Source organism: Neobacillus niacini, from assembly GCF_030817695.1.
Lineage (GTDB): Bacteria > Bacillota > Bacilli > Bacillales > Cytobacillaceae > Neobacillus > Neobacillus niacini_F.
The window spans coordinates 447,325-468,910 of record NZ_JAUSZQ010000003.1 but is presented as its reverse complement, the minus strand read 5'-3'; the positions used below and the strand labels follow the sequence as shown (position 1 = coordinate 468,910).

Genomic DNA, 21,586 nt, shown 5'->3' with positions numbered 1-21,586 from the left:
CTTACTACAATCAAAATAGAAAAGACCCAGCCGGTAAGTGGTGAACTTATCAGCCAGGCATTTTTGTTCGTACAGATTAAGGGCGAGCTTCCTCAATCGCATCCATTACTTCTTTAAACTCTTTTGCATATTCAGCATTCATAGACTTTACAGCATCTGTCCAAGGTTTAAGATCTTTGACTTCAGTGAATGTAACACCTGCATCTTTTAATTTCTTTTCAGAACGCTCTTCGTATTTATCCCACTCTGCTCTTTGCGTTTCAACAGAATCAAGCGCTGCTTGTTTAATAATCTTTTGGTCTTCGGCGTCAAGCTTATCCCAAGCTACTTTACTAATTAAAAGAACTTCAGGTATACGTTGATGATGATCAAGAATCAAGTTTTTAGCTTCTTGATAATGGTTAGATGAATCTAAACTTGGCAGGTTGTTTTCTGCTCCGTCAATGATTCCAGTTTGAAGGGCACTGAATACTTCTCCATAAGGCATTGGAGTAGCACTTGCTCCTAATGCAGCCATGAAATCAATATTGATTTTACTTTGTTGTACACGAATCTTTTGACCTTTTAGATCCTCAACACCTTTAAGCGGTTTAGTCGAGTAGAAACTGCGGGATCCTGAATCGTAATAGGCAAGACCTTTCATCTTAGATTGCTCAAGTCCGTCTAGTAATTTTGTTCCCATGTCTCCATTTAAGAAGTTCCAAAGATGATCTTCACTCTCAAACACATAAGGAAGTCCCAGCGGAGTAAACTGATTATTAAATTCAGCAAGTGGACTAGAATTGATACGAGTAAACTCAATCGCTCCAAGCTGAACCTGTTCAAGTACTGATTTTTCATCGCCCAATTGTGCAGATGGATATACTTCAATTTTAATGCGTCCTTCTGTTCTTTCCTCTACTAATTCAGCAAACTTTTTGTCACCAAGTACAGTTGGATAATCTGGCGGCTGATTGTCAGCTAAGCGGAACGTATAGGATGGTTTTTCTTTTTCCTTGTCTCCCTCGCCACTAGTGTTCGTTGTTTCTTTCCCGCCACATGCAGCAAGGATTGAGCCCATTAATAGCGTTGCGGCTAAAATACCTGTAAACTTTTTAGTAATCAAAATCTACACCCCTTTTTATTTTTTATATAATCTTCACCATTTACCCAAGGTTACTTGACTAACAAGTTTGGCAGCCACATTACAACCTCAGGAATATAGGTGATAATTAACAGAACAACAAGTAACGCATAGAAAAATGGCATCATGGCTTTAGTACCTTGCTGGATGGAGACCTTTCCTATCGCACATCCGACAAATAAGACGGTTCCAACCGGCGGTGTCAATAAGCCAATTCCGGCGTTTAAGATAAGAACGATACCGAAATGGACAGGATCCATACCAAAGCTTGTTACAACTGGAAGAAGGATTGGCGTCATAATTAATATCATTGGTGCCATGTCCATTGGCGCACCGAGTAACAGCAATAAGATATTGATAATTAATAAAATGATGAGTGGATTATCTGAAATACTTAAGAACAAGTCGGTTACCATTGCAGGAATTTGCAAATAGGCAAGTATCCAGCCGAATGAAGCAGATGCTGCAATTAAGAAGAATACCATCGAAACCGTTCTCATTGTTCTTGTGAGTATTTTCCAAATACTAGAGATAGGTGCTTCTCTATAAATAACAAATGCGAGAATAAAAGAATATAAACATGCTAACGCACCTGACTCAGTAGCTGTAAACCAACCGCTCATGATTCCACCTAGGATAATGATGGCTGGACTTAACGATAAGAGACCGTGTAAGAGAATACCGCCAATTTGTGATTTTGGGACTGGATCTGCTTTCCCGTATCCACGTTTTCTAGCAATAATATAAGATGTAATCATAAGAGAAATTAACATAATGAATCCAGGTACCACACCGGCCATAAATAGACTGGCGATTGATACGCCGCCGGCTGCTAGCGAGTATAGGACAAGGTTATGACTTGGTGGTACTACTACACCTTGGATAGCCGAAGCAATGGTAACACCTACTGCATAATCTGCTTCGTATCCTTTCTTTTTCATCATTGGAATCATGACAGATCCGACAGATGATACGTCTGCTACTGCAGAGCCTGAGATGTTCCCAAAGAACAAGGCTGCCACACTATTTACCATGGCAAGTCCACCGCGTATTCTTCCTACTAGTAAACTCGCAAAATTTACTATCCTTGTCGCTAGTCCCCCTTCACTCATGATTTGTCCTGTCAGGATAAAAAATGGGATGGCTAGCAGAGAAAAGGAATTCATTCCTTGAATCATTTGCTGTCCAATAACCGGAAGCGGAATTTTCATGTAGATTACTGTTAGCAAGGACGATGCCACAAGCGTAAGAGCAATCGGAAAACGAAGCAGGACTAGAATAACAAAGCTTGAAAGTAAGATGATAATTCCGATTGTGTTCGTGTCCATTTACAAACCCTCCTCCAAATCTTTATGTCTAGTTGTATTAATATTGAAGAATTGCAGGAGTGAGTAACCGCAAATCATAATACCAGTGACTGGCATTGCCAAATATGTGATACTACTAGGAAGTTTTGTTGCTGGAAGAGTCGATTCCGCCGTCAACAATGTAAACTCCCATCCCTGGACTACTAGGTAAAAACCAAAAGCAAAAATAGAAGCACTAATGATTTTATCTAAGACCTTATTAAAAGATTTAGGAAATAGGTTGGTAAACGAATCAATACCTAAATGGATATACTCCCTAAACCCAATCGCAATGGCCATAAAGGCGAACCAAGCAAGCAGTAACAGTGTGATTTCTTCGGACCAAAAGAATACAAAATTAAATAATTTCCTTGTCATGACCTGTGTGGTTACAACAAAAATTAACGCTACTAAAAATAGTAAAGTGAATTTTTCGAAAATAGAGTCGATAACTTTAAACACCTTTTTAATATAATCCAAGTGAATCCCCCCTTCTCTTTGAAAACGTTTACTTCTTACTTAACATTTTACGAATCGGGAGGGTTATTTAAAATATTGTTTTTTTAGATAAATTTGTGATTTTTTTAGGTTTAAAATAATTCGAAAGCCCTTACATTTGTGTTTGGTTTTTTGTTTGTTTGATAAACTAACTATTTACATTTAGTCTAACATTGACTTTTAGTAGCGTCAATATGGTCGGAGAGGGGGAGTTTTTCTAAATAAAACAAAAGGCTGGCCCAAATTTTTGGGACAGCCTTTTGTTTTAGGTATCAATTTCCTTCCATACCTGTTCATATATCTTTTTTAAAGGAATGTCGTGGAGTTGGGCGAGGTTCTTACAATCCTCATATTCCGGTGCCCGTTGTACCACTGTTCCATTTAGCAGCCCTTCTTTTACAGTGACGGGTCCCCACTGAGTTTCTACTTTTTTGAATACTCTTTCTAACCGGTGAACCGTTAAAGGATAATAACGCACACCCAGTGTGGTTGTTTCTTTAAAGAGTATTTCCTTCATTTGATTTACCTTTTCAACAGAACAAAGCAGTTGAAGTAAGATTCCCGGCCGGTTTTTTTTCATATAAATCGGGGTATAAAAAACATCATTAGCCCCGGCTTCAAAAAGCAAATCCATGACATAACCCAGCCATTCTCCAGGAGTATTGTCCAGGTTTACTTCAATTTTTATCATTTGATCATCGAGGTGTTCATAATTAGGAGGGTGAGAACTCATCTAGTTTACTCCTCTCCTACTCGCCAATGATGACTCGAACGACATTAGGATGATCTTTAAACGTTTTTGTTCCGGCACCATAACCAATGGAGCTGACCTTCATGGAAGGAATGGCGCAGAATTCCTCGGCCAGAACAGCGACAATCGCGGCTCCAGTTGGTGTCGTAAGTTCAAATCTCACCTCTGAATGTTCAATCGGGATTCCTTTTAAAATTTCGAGTGTTGCTGGTGCTGGTACTGGATAGATTCCATGGTCGATTCGAATTTTCCCAGTGCCAACAGGAATGGGCGATGATTTAATTACCGATATTTCTAATTGTTCAATCAGGATGGCAGCCCCAATTATATCAATAATGGAATCTACAGCACCAACTTCATGGAAATGTACCTTCTCTAAAGGAACACCATGAATATGCCCTTCTGCTTCAGCGATTTTTTTAAATATCCTGAAGGAAATATCTTTCACTTGCTGCGAAAAATCAGCTTCTTCAATTAATTGTACAATATCTTTATATGATCGATGGTCATGATGGTGGTGGTGATCATGGTCATGCTGATGGGTATGTTCATGCGTATGTACGTGTTCATGCTCGTGATGGTGGTCATGACTATGGGTATGCGCATGATCATGTGTGTGAACATGGTCATGTGTATGTCCATGGTCATGAGCATGATCATGGCTATGAGTATGGACATGTTCATGAGCGTGGTCATGGCTATGTGTATGTCCTTCGTCATGAGCGTGATCGTGGCTATGTGTATGTCCTTCGTCATGAGCGTGATCGTGGCTATGTGTATGTCCATGGTCATGAGTGTGTTCGTGGCTATGTGTATGCTCGTGACCATGATGATGATGATGGTTATGTTGGTTTTTTAGTACCACATCAAACTTTGTACTTGTAATTCCGTTCTTAACGACCTTTTTCCATGTTAATTCATATTCATCTTCAATATTTAGCTTTTTTAATTCTTCTACTAATTTTTCAGGGTCAGCACCAGCGTCTATTAGTGCTCCAATCACCATATCTCCGCTAACTCCTGAAAAACAATCAAAGTAAAGTGTCTTCATTTCTTTCCCCTTTTTGTGCAAGTTGATGAATTAATACGGCGTTATACCCTCCGCCAAAACCATTATCAATATTAACAACACTAATTCCCGAAGCACATGAATTCAGCATCGTCAATAAAGCCGATAATCCATTAAAGTTAGCCCCATATCCGACACTTGTGGGAACGGCAATTACAGGATGTGAAACAAGTCCTCCTACCACGCTCGGCAGTGCCCCTTCCATTCCGGCGACCACGACAGAGACTGTTGCCTTTTGAATTTCTTCTGCATGACTTAACAGACGATGGATTCCCGCTACACCGACGTCATAAATCCGATGGACGGTACTTCCCATTATTTCTGCAGTAACCGCCGCTTCTTCTGCGACCCGTAAATCAGACGTTCCTGCAGCAACAACGGCAATATAACCTTGAGTGTTTACTTTTGGGTTCTTTTCGGCTTTCCAATAAAGAATCCGAGCTACTTCATTATAAGTAAATTCAGGGCAAGCTTGTTGCACGACTGCTGCCTTCTCTTCTGAAATCCTTGTTACCATTACTTGATTGTTCCTAGCCCTTAATGCTGTGGTGATGGAGATAATTTGTTCTGCCGTTTTCCCTTCTCCATAGACCACTTCTGGAAAACCCTGTCGTTTCTTCCGATGGTGGTCAACCTTTGCAAATCCCAAATTCTCAAACGTTGCCAATTGATCTTTTGCTTCCATAATACTGAGGGTTCCTTTTTGAACTTGTTTTAAAATATCCTCAAGCACATGATTCCCCCCTTTTACTGTAGTGTGATTCTAAGCATAAGCCTTGGTGAAGGACAAATCTTTTGGTTCCTTGATGAGATTTGTCCTTCATTGCCTTGATGAAAGACAAATCGTTTGGTTCCTCGATGAGATTTGTCCTTCATTGCCTTGATAAAAGACAAATCGTTTGGGTCTGCAACGAGATTTGTCCTTCATCGCCTATATGAAAGACAAATCGTTTGGGTCTGCAACGAGATTTGTTCTTAAGACACTGTATTAAGGACTAATCTCAGTCCCTCATAACGAGATTTGTCCTCAATACCCCTCATTAAGGACTAATCTCCAGTCCCACAAAACGCGATTTGTCCTCAAGACCCCTCATTAAGGACTAATCTCCAGTCCCACAAAACGAGATTTGTCCTCAATAACCCTTATTAAGGACTAATCTCTAGCTCGAGATACGACATTTGCCCTTAAAAGTTTATATCAGTAACGCTCATTTAGAAATACTTCACCATATCCCTAGCAAGCTTCTCATAATTTTCATAAAGCGCCTTATACACTTTACTGTTTTCCTTATTAGGCAGGACTGGAACACCCATCGGGATATTCTTTTTGATATCTTCAAATGAATCTACTTTGCCAATTCCAACAAGAGCGGTCCAGGCTGCTCCCCATGCAGCACTGTGATGGCTTTCGGATACGTAAATCTCCGCTTCAAAGATGTCAGCCATCATTTGCAGCCATAGTGGTGATCTCGCCAACCCGCCGTTAACGTAGATTTTTTCTGGCTCGCCTGCCAACCTTTCCAGCGCTTTGCCGATTTGATAGAGATTAAACGTAATCCCTTCAAGGACAGCGCGGATAAAATGTTCTTTTTTATGGGTAATCGAAACTCCATAAAAATTACCTTTAGCCTTTTGATTCCAAATCGGTGCTCTTTCCCCATTTAAATAAGGCAGAAACAGAATACCCTCAGCTCCAGGAGCTACCTTTTCAGCATCCCCTAAGAACTCAGAAAAGTCCCTTTGGTCATTCAAAAGATCTTTTAACCATTGTAAGACGATGCCGCCATTGTTTGTGGGACCGCCTACGATGGTTGAATCGGCCGTAAAGGAATAACAAAAGGTTTCCTGATTTTCATCAATTTTTACCCCTTTATTAATTTGCCTTATCGCGCCGCTTGTCCCAACGGATACCGCCACTTCTCCAGGTAAAATTGCGCCAATCCCCAGGTTGGCCAATTGCCCGTCAGCTGCCCCCATTACAAATGGCATTTCTGGGTTAATTCCCATCTCATCAGCAATTTCTCTTTTAATACCGGACAACACGTTAGTAGGCGGCACGATCTCAGAAAGCTGCTCCCTAGTTATCCCGGTCATCTCTAATAATTCAGGCTCCCAATCCAGCACAGACGGATTAAATAAACCCGTAGCAGAAGCCATTGAGTAATCAATCACCCTTTGATCAAACCAGCATTGTAATAAATATTCCTTTATGGACATAAAATACGCTGCATCTTTATAAGGCTGATAGTTTGTTTCTTTCATCCACAAAAGCTTACTGAATGGAGTCATAGGATGTATTGGCGTGCCTGTTTTTGAATAAACGCTGCTCCCAATCGTCCCTTTTACTGCTTCTGCCTGAGCATAGCTTCTTCCATCTGCCCAAATAAGCCCAGGAGAAATCGGACTGCCCTGTTCATTCACACATAAAAGGGAATGCATGGCAGCTGAAAAACCAAGAGCAATTAATTCATCTTTATTAATCTCAGCTATTTCAATGGCTTCCTTAATTGCCAGCACCGCAGATCGTTCAATTTCAATTGGGTCTTGTTCAGACCAGCCTGGCTCTGGATAATGGAAGCTGTTCATTTTCTCAGTTTCCGCGATTAGTTTTCCTTTGATATCAAATATACACGCTTTTACGCTGGTCGTTCCGATATCTAGTCCCATTACGAACTCTCTTGACATACGTTTCATCTTCCTTTTCAACTTACATGTTGTAATTATGTTAGAAAAGGCTTTGGAAATCTCCAAAGCCTTCTTCTGTTATTAGGATAACACCTTGTTCATACTGCCGCTCTGATATCCAAGTAAATCTAAAGTTATATATTTATATCCATACTCTTGGAGTTCACGAACAATGGAATCATGATTTTCTAGAACGATTTTCATATCAGTTGGTTCTACTTCAATTCTAGCGATTTCATCATGAGTCCGAACTCTCACCTGGCGAATACGTAGACCTTTTAAAAAGCTTTCAGCCCGCTCAACCTTTGTCAGCTTTTCTTTTGTAATGTATTCACCGTACGCAATCCTTGAAGATAAACAGGCAAAGGATGGTTTATCCCATGTAGGCAAATCAAACTGCTGTGAAAGCTCTCTAATTTCTTGTTTAAACAAATTTGCCTCTAGTAAAGGACCTCGAATACCCTTCTCCTTAGCCGCCTGCATTCCTGGCCGGTGTTCATTCATATCATCGGCAATAACCCCATAAATCACATTATGAAATCCCTTTTCTTCCATTACTGGAATTAAATGATCGAATAAACTGCTTTTACAAAAGTAACAACGGTTTTTGTTATTCTCTGCATAACCAGGAATGGCTAGTTCAGATGTTTCAATGACCTGGTGCTTAACGCCAATTTTTTTTGCAAGTTCCCTAGCCTCTTCAAGCTCACTTGAAGGGTAGGTTTCCGAGTCTGCTGTGACGGCTAAGACATGTTCTTCCCCTAATGTGTCAACAGCTGCCTTTAGCAAAAATGTACTATCTACACCACCTGAGAATGCTACAACGACTGATTCCATGTCACGGAGAATAGACTGTAATTTATTATATTTCTCTGTTAGCAAGGTCTCATCTCCCCACGTACGTTCTGAATAATCCACTATTTAACATATTAATTGGACATTCACCTTATGTCCAAGAATTAGATTGTCATTGCTCCAAATCCGCCGTCTACACGAATTAATGCACCTGTAACAAAACTAGAAGCTTTATCAGACGCAAGGAAAACGGTAGCACCTTGAAGTTCTTCTGCTTCTCCAAAACGTTTCATTGGCGTATGACCCATGATGGATTCAATTCTCTCTTTGTCTAAAATCTTACGGTTTTGTTCCGCAGGGAAGAATCCTGGAATAATGGCATTTACACGGATTCCGCTAGTCGCAAATTCACGAGCTAAGAATTGAGTTACGCTATTAAGTCCAGCTTTTGAAACAGAATAAGTAAATACTCTTGATAATGGTGTTGTAGAAGAAACAGATGAAATATTAATAATACTTCCTTTTCTTTCTTGCTCAATCATGCGTTTCGCAAAGATTTGGCAAGTCATGACGATTCCTTTTAAGTTAATATCCATAATTTTATCGTACTCGTCCATGTCTAAATCAAAAAACGGTGTTGGGCTGTTAGTTCCTGGTGCATTCAAAAGAATATCCCAGCCGCCGGACCATTGCTCAATATCATTTGCAACTTGTACTAATGATTCCTTCGAGCTTACATCTGCTGAGAATGCTTTTGCTTCCCCGCCATTTTCAACGATTTCCTTCACAACTTGTTCAGCAGTTTCTAAGTTACGGCCAACGATTGCAACTTTAGCACCGTGCTCAGCCAAGCCTTTTGCCATTGCTGAACCTAATACACCATTACCTCCAATTGCTACCGCGGTTTTACCCGTTAAATCGAATAAATTTGTCATGTTTCAACTCTCCCTAGTTTTAAAATAAATTTCCTTTATCATCAAAAGGCAAATCATAAAGTTCTGAAATCAGCTCCATGTTTGGATGTTGTTTCACGTGTTCCACTAAAGCTTCTGATACTTCAATTTCACTCAACTCTAACGTATTTTTAATACGAACCATTTTTACTTTTGTAAAATCTAAGATATTACTCGTTTTCACAGCCGCTTGTATCGCTTCACGGTCATTTGGCAATGTAGTAGCAATTTTGGTTGGTGCTACAACCGTTGAAGTTAACCCGTTTGCATAGGTTACCTCCAAATCCATTCGGTCAACTAAACGCTTTGTTGTAAAATCAGCTGTTCCAACACCATTGGCATTTCCCTCTGTTTGTGGAGTTAATCCGAGAACAACCATTTTGTTAACATCCGGTCCGCCGTGTGCATATGGAGTTGGATATCGGCCTGTAATATTCGGATCCATCCCATCACCAGAGATGTTTTTACCAATTTGATCAATGACAAGAACCTCTAATTGTTCAAAGAAAAGCTTAGGTAATAATTCTTTCGCCTTAGCCTGCAGGTCTGCTTCTCTTTCGATAATTTCCTGAGGAGAAAGGACATCCACCACAGCCACTTTATCAAAAGCATTTTCAATTGTTGCCACACCAAAAAGAAATGGTTTTTTCTCCATAATCATTTTTGCCATTGCAGGTACGTTTTCAGCCATATACTTAAAGCCTAATTGGTGACAAGCCTCGGCACCCCGCTGCTTCCCTAACCCAATACTAATCATTTTCATAATGCCGCTTTCAACCGGACCCCTAAAAGCCGTATGTGGCTTTACACGATTGATGACGACCATGCCATCTGCCTCTGAAGCATATTTATCAATATAAACAGGAAGTCCATTTGGAAGTTCGCCAATTTTCACTACTTCCATGGAGGAACGAATTTCACAGCCTGCACTCTCTTCTGTTACACCAAGATGAGCTAGAACCTCGCGCTGCCCTTCCGCCGTTGCACCGCCATGACTCCCCATGCTCGGTACGATAAACGGTTTTGCTCCTAAATCTTTTAAAAATTTCACTGTTACTGCCGTTAATTCTACAAGGCGGTCAAGGCCCCGGCTTCCAACTGCCACAGCAATTTCCATTCCAGGCTGGATTTTTGCTTTTATATGCTCTTGCTGTAATTTTTCCATTAAAATTGGCTCTAACTCATCAATCTTACTATCGTCAAACTTTACTTTGACTTTTGCCATTTTAGGTACTGGTATGTCTTTCAATAAGTCTTGAAGAATGCCCATACAATTCTCACTCCTTTTATAAACTAAGTATTCCACAGGGAATTATATTCCATGTATGGAAATAAACCAAATCAAGTTTGAATATGGCGCTTGTAATCCCTTTCAAACTCACGTATGTAAAAAATATTATGAAGATCAATTTAATTTGTTTACCAAACAAACTAATTACCTGTATAATATCATTATGGATTGTTCACGTCAATGAATATGCAGCCCTGCTTACTTAAAAATTTTTATCTTTTTACTAGAAATTCAAAAAGGAAGTGATTATTTGATCACGGGAGATGCTTCATATATTAAAAAGATAAATCGATCATTAATTATTAGTAAAATAATTGAACATGGCATGATATCACGAGCCGACTTAGCGAAGATTACCGGCTTAAACAAAGCTACAATTTCTGTACAGGCGGCAGAGTTACTAGCAGAAGAGTTAATTATAGAAACTCAGCAAGAACATAAAAATCTAGGACGAAGACCTATTATGTTATCGATTAACCATCATGCGGGGTACTCTTTAGGAATTGACCTAGATAAAAGAGTGATAACCTTCACCTTATCAGATTTAAGTGGTTCACCGCTGGACTCCCGTTCTATTGAAATAGCAGCTTCTGATTACAATCAAATCATAGAATTGTTAGCGGAACAAATTAATCACTATAAACAAAGATGTACTCATGCACCCTATGGGCTCATTGGAGTTGTAATTGGTATTCACGGTATCGTTAATAACGATGAAAGTATATATTTCGTCCCTTACCATCGTTGGCATAATAAAAATATGAAGGCTGACCTTCAAAATGAAACCGGTATCAACATCTATATAGAAAATAACGCTAACCTTTGTTCATTTGCTGAAATCGTCTATAAACATTATCAAAGCGAAAACCTATTATCTGTTAGTTTGTATTCAGGAATCGGGCTTGGAATCATGGTGAATAGTAAATTATTAAAAGGGTGCGATGGCTATGCTGGTGAGATTGGCCACATGATTATTGTCCCTGATGGTCTTCCCTGCGGATGTGGAAATCTAGGCTGTTGGGAACAATATGCTTCGGAATCAAGCTTTATGAAGCAATTGTCAAAAAATCATCATAAAGAAAATGTCACCTATGATGAGATTCAGCATTGGTTGTTGGAGCAAGATCCTGTTACGTCTAAATTAATGAAAGATTATATTAAATTTTTATCATATGGACTTAACAATATTATCAACCTCTATAACCCAGAGATTTTAGTGATTAATAGTGAATTGCTCAGATTGTATCCAAATGCATTAGATGAAATTAAAGCACATCTAACCTCTACTGTCGGACAATATCGAAAACTACAGATTTCAGAATTTGGTAAAAATGCTTGTAGTATGGGTGCTTGTGCCTTAGGTATTAAGAACTTTTTAGAAATTAACGAGTTATGTTTAGCAATTGATGAATCCAAAATGCAAAAAGAGTTTATCTCTCAGTAACTTGAGGGATGTTTTTCTTGTAAATGCTTTCTAAATATGTAAATCAATGAAAAAGCAAGGAAAACGAAGAAAAGGTAAGAAAACAAGTGGTGATACTCGCTTTCTTCGAGATTGTTCTCGTTTTCATTGCCTTTGTTTCCGTTTTCAGCAATATTGTGAAAAATCCCCAAATCCTAGATAATAAGAGTATCAAATCACTGGGGGTTAAACACATGAAAAAAATCTTATTAACGTTAATTGAGAAGTTTGAGAAGAACGCAGATTACTTACCATTCGATACACACGAACCAATCGTAACCAATTCACGTAAATAAAATGTGAATTGGTTTTTTTATGCAAAAAAACCCTAGCAATATGCCAGGGCTAAATGAATTCACTTATGATATTACTGCAATATCGTCATTTTTTCCTTTTGCCTTAATTTCGGCAATACCTGATTGAATTTTTTCCATTTCTTTATGATCTAGTTTGTAGAATTTCATTGCGGTAATGGAAACTGCCAAACATAGTGCCGGTAAACCGAATGCCAGTAGTAAGGTTACAACAAACAATGGTGTTGTTAACGCTTCCCCAACCTCAGGGAATTTTTCTTTGTAACCAATGAAACCAACCACTACACCTACTATTGTTGGAGCTAACGAAGAAACGAGTTGATCAATGAATGAGAAAATCGTGCCCATCATACCTGGTACATAACGACCTGATTTATGTGTTTCATAGTCCGAAACATCGGCAATCATAGGAACAACAAGCGTTGTTGGAATACTAGCAAATCCAATTGCTAATGAATATAAGGCTAAGAATAATATAGTAGTAATTCCAATATTAGATAGTGAAACCGATGCAGGATCAATTAATAAGAATAGAGCAACTAACGCCGCGTAAGAAAGCATTCCGATCCACGCTGAAGTAACATAGGATTTCTTTAAACCTGTCTTTCTTGCAATTCCAACTACTAAGAAAGTAATCAATAATGTTGGTACTAGTGTAATAAGACCAATTTTTCCGCTTAATGCGTAATCTCCTAGCAAAATACCAAACAACATAACTCCGACTACAGAATATCGACCGATACTCGTTGCTAGTTTATCAAAAGACGCCGAAAGTGAAAGCAATTGTAATTGTTTGTTTCCTTTAATAACGCCCCAATATTCACGAAGAGTAGTTTGTGTTCCTTCTTCTGCTAATCCATAGTATTCTTTCTTATCTTTTGACCAAATACCTACGATTGCTAGTGCCGCAAATACTGCTGATAGAAATAGGCCATAGCCGTTTAATTCCGTAAACAAACCAAGATTAAACCCGCCATGCTTTGCAACTAGAACAGCCGAAACCCAAATTTGTCCGCCAGTGAAAAGTGCAGCATTATAGACTCCGTCAAAAATTGCATATAATGGACGCTGCTTTGGATTATTTGTTAAAACCGTTTGCGCAGCCTTCGTAACACTTGTTTGCAATGAATATCCAATCTTATTCACAATTAACATTGCAGTAAAGAAAAGAAATTGTGCAGACTCTGGTAAATGATGCGTTACATTATAGATTATTAGGATTGTACCTGCTGAAATGATATTACCTAAAACAATTAACGGCGTAAACTTACCAAATTTCCCCTCTGTTTTATCGATGATATAGCCAATCGCCGGATCGATGATACCATCGAATAACCGTGCCGCCATTAATAGCGAACTTACCACCATAACTGCTAGTCCAGCTATCCCAGTTGCATAATAAGTAACAAAACCTAATACAAATAAATGGAGATTTGATGAGGTATTATTTAAAGTAAACAAACCTATTTGCCATAATTTTGCTGTGTTATACTGATCCCCTTTTTCCACTTTTACATTTGACATGATTTCGCCCCCTTGTAGTTAACCGCTTTCATTATTCCTAATATTAAAAAAACTCTCTGGCCAATTATCCCCTGTTTATAGCAACAATCTTATTTCATCTAAAAATGATCCCCTTTTACTTGCCACTCCCTTCCATGAAACCCCTTTCATTATCGAATAAAAAAATATAATTGCTAGAAAAATACTATTCTGTTTTTTAATTAGTTTAATGAACTAATTATTAAACTAAGAATATCATCTCTGCTATCTTTAGTCAATATATTTTTAATTTTCTAAAGATTTCGTTGATAGAATACTTTTTTTCGTAAGAAAATACCTAAAAAGGCTATAAATGTACCAAATTTCACCGATACAAAAAAGACGGAGAAAGCCTACAGTATTTCTGGTTTTTATTTTTTTACTATATTAAAACCATACAGCGTATCCTAGTTCTCTTAAGTGATTAGCAGAGTCTCTTAGACAATCAAATGATCGCGTCTATACAATTCATCCTGCTCTACTAAGAAATGGTACCGTTTCGCTGCATTTCATTGTCAATATCTGATAGTGAGCCTGGCTATTTCTTTCATCAGCTTACATACTGTCATTATATTGCACCAAGATACAATAATCATTCTCTAATCCTGCTATATAATTCTAATTTTTTTACTCATATTGTTTTCAGTTGATAAAACAAATTAAAACCAATTCACAAAAATAAAATGTGGATTGGTTTTTTTATGAAAATAATCCCCTTTGGATTTAGTATTGCTACTAACAAAGGGGATTTAACTATGAATAATTTAAATTATTAAACGTTTACATAATCTTCAAAGAAATCGTTATCAAATTATGCAACTTTACTCTTTGATTTCTTCGCATTTATACTTTCTTGTATTTCTGCCATTTTCTTATCATCAAGTTCATAGCGAGACATCGTTAGACCTGAAATAATCAATGCAACAGCTGGAATAACAAATGCTAAAATAATCGTTACTAGTTTTAATCCTGGTGTTAACATATCTGTAACTGTTGGGAATGCATCTTTAAACCCGATTAAGGCTACTGCAAAACCAACAATGGCTGGTGCTAAAGATGTGATTAATTTATCAATGAAAGAGAACAATGTTCCAATCATACCTGGTACATATCTTCCTGATTTATCTGTTTCATAATCGGATACATCCGCAATCATTGGGTTAACAAGTGTTGATGGAACGCCCCCAAAGCCCATTGCCATTGTGTATAAAACAAAGAATAAGATTGTTGTGACTCCAAGGTTAGACATGGAGATGCTTGAACCATCAATTAGCGTAAACATTGCAATTAATGCGACGAAACTACCTAATGCAATCCAAGTTGAGAAAAGGAAAGCTTTTTTCATACCAGTTTTTCTTGCTTTTGCCACTGCCCAGAATGTAATCAATAAGGTTGGAACAATAGTAATCATCGATACTGTACCGCTCAACGCATAATCGCCAATTAAGATTCCGAACAACATAACCATTACTACTGAATGGCGCAGAAGTGAGAATGCTAATTTGTCAACTGTTACAGCAAAAATTAGCTTTAGTAACGCTTTATTACCTTTTAGAAGTGGCCAGAAATCACTGAACTTAGTTTTAACTGTATCCTCTGCCAATCCAAAAAACTCTTTTTTGTCTTTGCTTGAGATACCAATTACAGCTAATACGGTAAATACACCTGAAAGAATAAGAGCTAGAGTGTTTAGTTCAGTAAATAAGCCCATATTAAAGTCGCCATGTTTTTTAATCAAATAAGATGCTACATAAACTTGTCCGCCAGTGAAAAGCAATGTGTTGTAAATTCCATCAAATATTGCGAATAAAGGACGCTGTTTAGGGTCATTTGTTAAGACAGTTTGTGCTGCCTTTGTAACGGAAGTTTGACATGTATATCCGATAATATGAATGGCATAGATTGCGATAAAGAATAGCAGTCTGAAAGATTCCGGTAATAAGTGTGTAACATTATATAATACTAGAATAGTAGCGGCTAAGATAATATTACCAATCACCATATACGGTCGGAACTTTCCGAACTTACCTTCTGTTTTATCAACCAAGAAACCAATGATTGGATCCGTAACTCCGTCCCAAATTCTCATACTCATTAAGATGGTACTTACCACAACTACTGCAATACCCGCAACTCCTGCTGCGTAGTAGGACACAAAAGCCAAAATAAACATGTATAGATTTGTTGCCGTGTTATTTAAAGCGAAGAAACCAATTTCCCAAAGTTTTGCTTTATTGTATTGCTGATTATTTACGCCCGATGTTGCCATGCTAGTTTCCTCCCCTAAGCGTTTAACCGCTTTCATTAAATTTAATGTTTAATCATTCCCCTGTGGAAATTTTACCCTTTAATTTGTTTAATGAACTAATTAATTCCACACTCTTATAATAATTGAATCCGCTTACATATGCAATGCCTTTTTTACTAATTTATCTAGAGCATTTTGGGATAACTCCCAATACCTTCTATTACTAGCCACTCCTTCCCCTGAAAACCTTTTCATTCTCATATAAAAAAATATAAATGGCTATAAACTATTATTCCGTTTTTTAATTAGTTTAATAAACTAACTATTAAATTAAAGATATCATCTCTATTATCAATAGTCAATAGGTTTTTAATTTTCTAAAAAATTGTTGTTTAGAATAACTTTTTTTCTAAATCCAAGCGATACCTCTACTAGTTTTTCCCAATACAAAAGGCAGTGAAAATCCACTGCCTTTTGCATTTTATTTATTTCAATATATTAAAACCAGTCAGCGAATCCTAGTTTTCTTAAATGGTTTGCAGAAACTTCCAGGCACTCAAATGGGTCACGTCCATAGGTATTGTCTTGTTCTACTAAGAAATACTGTACTCCACTCTCAAGTCCAGCTTCTATGATTGATTTGAGATCAAGGTTTCCTTCACCAAGTTCTGCAAATTCAATCGTATTTGTGAATCTGTCAAAGAATTTAGCCATATCTTTCTGGAAGTCAACATCACTTAAATCCATTTGTCCAATTCGATAATCCTTCAAGTGTAAGAGTGAAATACGGCCGGCATATCCTTTAACAAATTCCACAGGATTTACGCCTGCTCTTTGAATCCAGTGAACATCTAATTCAAAACCAAGTTTTGTCGTGTTGTTTTTAATAATATCCAATAAATATTCACCGTCAAATTTTTGGAATTCCAAGTGGTGTGTATGGTAATACAATTCAATTCCATGCTCAGCTAATCTGTGAGCCATTTCTTCTGCCTTACTAATAAATTCCATAATAGTATCTTTATTCCCCATAGCCATTAACGGCATCATGCCAATTCGTAAATAATTACAATCAAGGGTCTTGCAATCGTTTACGATTTTTTCAAAGTCACTTGTCAATGTCTCACCCGGCATCCCAGGCAGCATTGGCTCTACAGCAGCAGACATAGCCGCAATCTTAATACCAAAATCTGTACTCGCTCTTTTTAGTTCTGCTACGTTTTCAGCTGTCATAGGGATTTGAGATACTTCTACAGCATGATATCCAAGTTCACTAATCTTTCTCATTGTTTCATAGGCACCAAGTTCTTCGACTTTGCCTTTAAGCATCATCATCTGAACGCCGATTTTTCCCTTTTTCATTGAAATACCTCCATTTTTATTGATTGTTTTTTCTCTGAGGACAGGTGAATTGCATCAATAATCGCAATTGATGCAAGTGCGTCTTTTGCATGAATATAATCTTGTGTATTCTCAATAATCGCGGAATAAAATTGATTGATTGTTTTTGCATGACTAGCTCCGTAATAGTGTTTTGAACCTGGCAGCTTGGCATCCTCCATCAATTCTTCTTTTTCCCCTGCTTCATTCACTCTTATCAGGATGCTATCTTTGATGATGAACCTTTCTTTTTCAAAAAGAACCTCGAGTTCAACACTAGAATTATCTGCATTTGCATTCGTAGCGAAGAATAATCCCTTAGCACCATTTTTAAACTGGATACGTGCGGAAGCCGTATCTTCTACTTCGATGTTATAATCCAATAGTTGATCAACTGAACCTCTAATCGATTCAATTTCACCGCCAACCAACTGCATGAGGTCTAACGTATGGAGCGCTTGATTGATCATCACCCCACCACCGGCATATTTCCATTGCCCGCGCCACGGCTGGATGTCATAGTAATCTTTTGGCCGAAACCATGCTACTAGCCCCTTAACCCCTCTAATAGGACCATATTCACCAGAACGGATAATCTCTTGGAGTTTTTCAAAGGATTCGTTGTTCCGATTTTGCAGACATACACCGATTTTAATGTCCTTGTGGTCTTCCTCTAATTTCACTAGAGCAAGCCCTTCTTCTGCGTTCAGGCCCAATGGTTTTTCTAGAAAAACATGAACACCTTTTTCTACACAAGCTGTCGTAACAGGGTAGTGCAGATAATGGGGCAGACAAATATGAACACAATCTAATTCTTCTTTTTCTAGCATTACTTCATAGTTACTGTAAAAGTTTGCTCCTGGTACTGAATTTGATAAGGATTTGTCATTATCACAAACAGCCACCAACTCAGCATTTGGGTTTGCTTTTATCGCTGGAATATGGATATGTGAAATCGTCCCCAGCCCAATTACTGCAACTTTAAGCATTTGCTTCTCCCCTTACTTTTTAAAGGAACTCAAAGCTGCATCAGCGATGAGTTCCTTTCGTGTGGTTGATTATTTTCTAACTGGATATTTACCTTCTTCTGCAATACGTTTATTTAATTCTTCTAGGAATAAATCTTCATCAAATGGTACTTCAATTTCCTTGCCTAACCAGCTTGACAAGTGCATAGCATTTGCAAGTCTAACACCATTAATACCGTCGCTGCCTGGTGCTAATAATGGTGTACCTTCTACGATAGCTGAAGCAAAGTCTTCTAATACAGCAATGTGTTGTTCGCCCCAAACATTACCAAAGTCAAGTACTTCTTCAGTGAAAATATCACCTGCACCGCCGCCCATAAACAGCTTCATAACATCTGACATATCCATGGAATCGCTCATTTCCTTCTCAGATTGTTTCAGGCGCTTGATGGTAACTTTCTTACTATCATCTACAACGATTTTTCCTTTATCACCATGGATCTCTAAACGGTCAGTCCCCATTACATCGTGTGTCTTCGTTACAAATACACCAGTAGCACCATTCCCATAGTCAAATACTGCTGTTACATCGTCTTCCACCACAATATTTCTTTGATAGCCATAGTTTACTTTTGCATAAACCTTTTTCGGCATGCCGCATATCCATTGAAGCAAGTCAATTTGGTGTGGTGCTTGGTTTACAAGGACACCGCCGCCTTCTCCGCCCCAAGTTGCTCTCCATTCACTTTGATTGTAATACCCTTGAGGTCTCCACCATGTAGTAATAATCCAATTGGTACTGCGAATGCTGCCAATCTCACCATTATCAATAAGTTCTTTAACTTTTTTATAAAGTGGATTTGTACGCTGGTTAAAGAAGATTGCAAACTTAAGTTCAGGCTTAGATGCTGCAAAGTCGTTTAGCTCTTGTACTTGTTTTGTATAAACACCAGCTGGTTTTTCCACTAATGCATGAATGTTTCTTTTTAGTGATTCGATTCCCATTTCAGGATGTAGATAATGCGGAACAGTTGTAACAACTGCATCAACATCACCACTTTCAAGCATATCGATATAATTATCGTAGAAAGGAACACCAGGATACTTCTCTTCTGCTACTTGTTTTTTAGCAGGATCATTATCACAGATTGCACCAATCACCATGTTTTTTACCTTGCCTTCAGCGATGAAATTAGCGTACATACCACCTTCTGCACCTAATCCAATAATCCCTAATCTTACATCTGCCATAATTAAATTCCCTCACTTTCAATTTTTTTAAGAATGTCTAAAAGTGCTTCATATTGAAGCTTGTAACCGCCGGCACCATCCAGCCCTTTGTTGTCCTTAATGATCTCGGTCGCATCCTCAAGTTCTAAATCCTTTAGAGAATCAAAGAGAACGAGATGTGGCTCAAGAGTTAAAAATCCTTTGTAGCCGCTCTTAATAAATTGAGCTAACAATTCCGGTATTTTTCCTTCGCCAGTTCCACAGACAACGTTTTGACTATCTGATGTTACAGCATCCTTTATGTGTATATAAACAATCTCATCTCTTAAGAGATCGTAACACTCCTGTGTATCCTCACCGCACTGTACGAAATTTGCGAAGTCAAAAATTCCTTTAAAGTATGGAGAACCAACTTCTGTCAAAATCTCATGACAACGTCTAGCGATATCACCAAAGATATCCTTTTCATTTTCATGCAGCAAAATCACATTGTATTTTTCTGCAATTGCAGCAAATTCCTTTAACTTGCTAACAACTTGGCTGCGATATTGATCTGCATCCTCACCCTTAGGAATATAGAAGCTGAAAATTCGCATATACTTGCAATCAAGCAGGTTGCTGATTTGACAAAGCGTGTCCAACATAAGCTTTTGCTTTGCAAAACCTTCTTCATCATTGATAAAGACTTTACCAATTGGCGAACCGATGGAAGAAACACCAATTCCTGCTTTTTGCAGTCTTGGCTGCACTGTTTCTTTGATTTCATCGACAGTAAAATCACCAATATTCTTCCCATCAATGCCCCTTAACGAAATATATTTCATCCCTAAATTTGAGACAACCTCAAGCTGGGTATCAAAATCAGATGAGATTTCATCTGAAAATCCAGAAATCAATAAATCTTGATTCATTTATTCTTCTCCTCCTTATTCCTAGGAATATGGCTATTGAGCTTCGTTTTACGATATTGTGAAGGGGTGGTACCTACCTTCTCTTTAAAAAAGCGACTGAAATGTGCAACGCTTTCAAAGCCTGTTGAGCGGGCCACATCCGTAAGTGATTGATCGGGCTCCATTTCCAATAAATACTTCACCTGATTTAGCCGGCAAGCCATCACATATTCCATCACCGTAAAGCCAGTAACTTCCTTAAAAATATGTGAAGCATAATACTTACTCAAACTTAACTCTTCTGCAATTCTGTCTAAACTGACTTTTTCAGCATAATGATCATTAATCCAAGAGGCAATGGACTCGGCATGAAGCTCCTTTTCTGACCTTTTACCCGTCACTTGAGCCAATTCTTTTTGACTTATTTTGTAGATCCCCATCAATAACTGAATCAACTCAAGTTTTATTTCTGCTTCCAAAAACTGATTTTTTTTACCTGTCCGCTGTACTTCTTCATCTATATGAGTAAGCGAGCTGGCTATTTCCTTTATCCTGCCATCCACAAATTGTCCAAATTCATCGTAGCCTGTACGAAGAAAGCAATTATGAAGTTTTTTAAACGGGTCTAACAGATTAGGGATCCCCAGCCCATTTAATGATTCCTGCAGCCATAAAGGTGAAAAATGAAGCATACTTCTTGTATACGTACTGTCTGTCCCAGGATTGGCTTTATGCAACGTCATACCGTCTAAGAGGATGATATCACCAGGCTGCAACTCGTAAATCCGATTGTTAATTAAATACTTACAATCACCCGAGTGAAAAAAATAAATCTCATATTCTTGATGTGAATGAAAATTAAAGTTGTAAAAGTCAACACCTTGAACTCGGTAGAAACCGTATATCCACTCATCCATTATTCTTTTTTTCAATGAAGAGCTTGTTAACTTTTCCACTGCTTTCACACCCTTAGTAGTAAGCGTTAACATTAAAGTTTGTTAACTGAACATGTTTATATTATATTGCAGATAGAATCAAAAA

At 38.0% G+C, this 21,586-nt stretch carries 18 protein-coding genes; 1 reads left to right on the top strand and 17 read right to left on the bottom strand.

Features of this window, described 5'->3' with window-relative positions; all coding sequences use genetic code 11:
* Window positions 1-76 precede the first annotated feature (76 nt).
* From QFZ28_RS25780 to QFZ28_RS25735, 10 genes are all read right to left on the bottom strand, one after another.
* Window positions 77-1,105 carry a TRAP transporter substrate-binding protein gene (locus QFZ28_RS25780; RefSeq protein WP_307197483.1) on the bottom strand — a complete coding sequence of 343 codons (1,029 nt, stop codon included), beginning with the start codon at window positions 1,103-1,105 and terminating at the stop codon, window positions 77-79.
* A gap of 50 nt (window positions 1,106-1,155) precedes the next feature.
* A complete protein-coding gene (locus QFZ28_RS25775; RefSeq protein ID WP_307197482.1) occupies window positions 1,156-2,451 on the bottom strand; it encodes a TRAP transporter large permease in 1,296 nt (431 codons plus the stop codon).
* Window positions 2,452-2,949 carry a TRAP transporter small permease gene (locus QFZ28_RS25770; protein WP_307197481.1) on the bottom strand — a complete coding sequence of 166 codons (498 nt, stop codon included), beginning with the start codon at window positions 2,947-2,949 and terminating at the stop codon, window positions 2,452-2,454.
* A 283-nt stretch (window positions 2,950-3,232) separates the two neighbouring features.
* Window positions 3,233-3,700, bottom strand: coding sequence for a nickel insertion protein (larC, locus tag QFZ28_RS25765; protein WP_307197480.1), 468 nt, complete (start codon window positions 3,698-3,700; stop codon window positions 3,233-3,235).
* Between the two features lie 16 nt (window positions 3,701-3,716).
* On the bottom strand, window positions 3,717-4,769 hold the full coding sequence (larC, locus tag QFZ28_RS25760; RefSeq protein ID WP_307197479.1) for a LarC family nickel insertion protein: 1,053 nt from the start codon (window positions 4,767-4,769) through the stop codon (window positions 3,717-3,719).
* Window positions 4,750-5,520, bottom strand: a complete 771-nt coding sequence (gene larB / locus QFZ28_RS25755; RefSeq protein ID WP_307197478.1) for a nickel pincer cofactor biosynthesis protein LarB — start codon at window positions 5,518-5,520, stop codon at window positions 4,750-4,752. The genes larC (QFZ28_RS25760) and larB overlap by 20 nt, the downstream gene beginning before the upstream one ends.
* A gap of 479 nt (window positions 5,521-5,999) precedes the next feature.
* On the bottom strand, window positions 6,000-7,472 hold the full coding sequence (locus tag QFZ28_RS25750; RefSeq protein WP_307197477.1) for a gluconokinase: 1,473 nt from the start codon (window positions 7,470-7,472) through the stop codon (window positions 6,000-6,002).
* An 81-nt stretch (window positions 7,473-7,553) separates the two neighbouring features.
* Complete coding sequence (gene larE / locus QFZ28_RS25745; RefSeq protein ID WP_307197763.1) at window positions 7,554-8,354, bottom strand: ATP-dependent sacrificial sulfur transferase LarE; 801 nt, start codon at window positions 8,352-8,354, stop codon at window positions 7,554-7,556.
* A gap of 77 nt (window positions 8,355-8,431) precedes the next feature.
* Window positions 8,432-9,202, bottom strand: coding sequence for an SDR family oxidoreductase (locus QFZ28_RS25740; protein ID WP_307197476.1), 771 nt, complete (start codon window positions 9,200-9,202; stop codon window positions 8,432-8,434).
* A gap of 19 nt (window positions 9,203-9,221) precedes the next feature.
* Entirely contained in the window at window positions 9,222-10,490 is a 1,269-nt protein-coding gene (locus QFZ28_RS25735; RefSeq protein WP_307197475.1) for a lactate racemase domain-containing protein, read from the bottom strand.
* Between the two features lie 271 nt (window positions 10,491-10,761).
* On the opposite strand from QFZ28_RS25735, the gene QFZ28_RS25730 reads away from it, so the two are divergent.
* Window positions 10,762-11,955, top strand: a complete 1,194-nt coding sequence (locus QFZ28_RS25730; RefSeq protein ID WP_307197474.1) for an ROK family transcriptional regulator — start codon at window positions 10,762-10,764, stop codon at window positions 11,953-11,955.
* A gap of 377 nt (window positions 11,956-12,332) precedes the next feature.
* Here QFZ28_RS25730 and QFZ28_RS25725 read toward each other — a convergent pair whose 3' ends face one another.
* From QFZ28_RS25725 to QFZ28_RS25695, 7 genes are all read right to left on the bottom strand, one after another.
* On the bottom strand, window positions 12,333-13,811 hold the full coding sequence (locus QFZ28_RS25725) for an MFS transporter (RefSeq protein WP_307197473.1): 1,479 nt from the start codon (window positions 13,809-13,811) through the stop codon (window positions 12,333-12,335).
* Window positions 13,812-14,640: 829 nt separating this feature from the next.
* A complete protein-coding gene (locus tag QFZ28_RS25720; RefSeq protein ID WP_307197472.1) occupies window positions 14,641-16,098 on the bottom strand; it encodes an MFS transporter in 1,458 nt (485 codons plus the stop codon).
* Between the two features lie 477 nt (window positions 16,099-16,575).
* On the bottom strand, window positions 16,576-17,439 hold the full coding sequence (locus QFZ28_RS25715; protein WP_307197471.1) for a sugar phosphate isomerase/epimerase family protein: 864 nt from the start codon (window positions 17,437-17,439) through the stop codon (window positions 16,576-16,578).
* On the bottom strand, window positions 17,436-18,446 hold the full coding sequence (locus QFZ28_RS25710; RefSeq protein WP_307197470.1) for a Gfo/Idh/MocA family protein: 1,011 nt from the start codon (window positions 18,444-18,446) through the stop codon (window positions 17,436-17,438). Before QFZ28_RS25710 ends, QFZ28_RS25715 begins: the two co-directional genes overlap by 4 nt.
* Before the next feature lie 69 nt (window positions 18,447-18,515).
* The gene (locus QFZ28_RS25705) at window positions 18,516-19,676 is read right to left on the bottom strand and encodes a Gfo/Idh/MocA family protein (protein ID WP_307197469.1); all 1,161 of its coding nucleotides are present in this window, start codon (window positions 19,674-19,676) and stop codon (window positions 18,516-18,518) included.
* 2 nt (window positions 19,677-19,678) lie between these two features.
* Window positions 19,679-20,566 carry a sugar phosphate isomerase/epimerase family protein gene (locus QFZ28_RS25700; RefSeq protein ID WP_307197468.1) on the bottom strand — a complete coding sequence of 296 codons (888 nt, stop codon included), beginning with the start codon at window positions 20,564-20,566 and terminating at the stop codon, window positions 19,679-19,681.
* Window positions 20,563-21,477: an AraC family transcriptional regulator gene (locus QFZ28_RS25695; RefSeq protein ID WP_307197467.1), complete on the bottom strand. Its 915-nt coding sequence runs from the start codon at window positions 21,475-21,477 to the stop codon at window positions 20,563-20,565. Before QFZ28_RS25695 ends, QFZ28_RS25700 begins: the two co-directional genes overlap by 4 nt.
* Window positions 21,478-21,586: the final 109 nt, after the last annotated feature.